The organism is Massilia jejuensis (assembly GCF_042656795.1).
GTDB lineage: Bacteria > Pseudomonadota > Gammaproteobacteria > Burkholderiales > Burkholderiaceae_D > Telluria > Telluria jejuensis.
In genome coordinates, this window is record NZ_JBHSMS010000008.1 from 1 (window position 1) to 773 (window position 773).

Annotated in this window: 1 protein-coding gene; it reads left to right on the top strand. The window is 53.0% G+C overall.

What is annotated here, in order from left to right; translation table 11 throughout:
* Window positions 1-386: 386 nt before the first annotated feature.
* A complete protein-coding gene (locus ACFPOU_RS02350; protein ID WP_379716632.1) occupies window positions 387-731 on the top strand; it encodes a hypothetical protein in 345 nt (114 codons plus the stop codon).
* The last annotated feature ends 42 nt before the right edge of the window (window positions 732-773 follow it).

Here is a 773-nt window from a genome sequence, read left to right on the forward strand (position 1 = left end):
AATCCTTTAGCAAACAGGCGCAGGCGGCTTGAAACACGAGTGTCCGCTATTGACAGTACACCTCAACTCGCTGGGAACATCAGGACGTACTCCAAGCGATGCAGGCGCGTCTCGAACAAACGCCGGATGCCATGCGAATTCGGCGCTCGACGGTCGAGTAGCCGTACGCGACAATTAAGGCGTGGACGGTACGGCCTGGGCCAATAGCGAACCTAGCCAAGCTATTTCGATAGCAGCCATTCAGAAGTGGACCACAGCAACTCCCTACAACTGATCCAAGGGGTCTCTCTCCTATCGTGCGCAGGCGCACAGACCTACTCTCGCCTTACATGTAAACCTTTTCGCACGTTGCAGTTGCGGCGCGATGATTTCTTAAAGAGTTTATGATGAAAAAATTCTTAATCGTAATACTCTCTGTACTTACAGTGACACTGGCGCTGCCGCTGCAAGCCGCTCCTAAGACCGAGAAGAGTCTGTACGAACGCCTTGGCGGCGTCTTCGCCATCTCCGCGGTCGTTGACCATTTTAGCGACGCGGTGGTGCAGAGTCCGATCGTGGGAAAGACATCTCAAAACCCAGCCCTCAGGGAATGGCACACGAACAACCTGAACAGGTTGCCGGGCCTCAAGTTCATGCGAACCTTGTGGGTCTGCGAAATCACGGGCGGGCCGTTCAAATTCTCGCCAACAAAGCCGGGTAAAACTCATTTTGAATCGCCACGACTATTGTAGACACTCCTGAGCCATAATATAAGGCACAAGGAGAAGGTATGA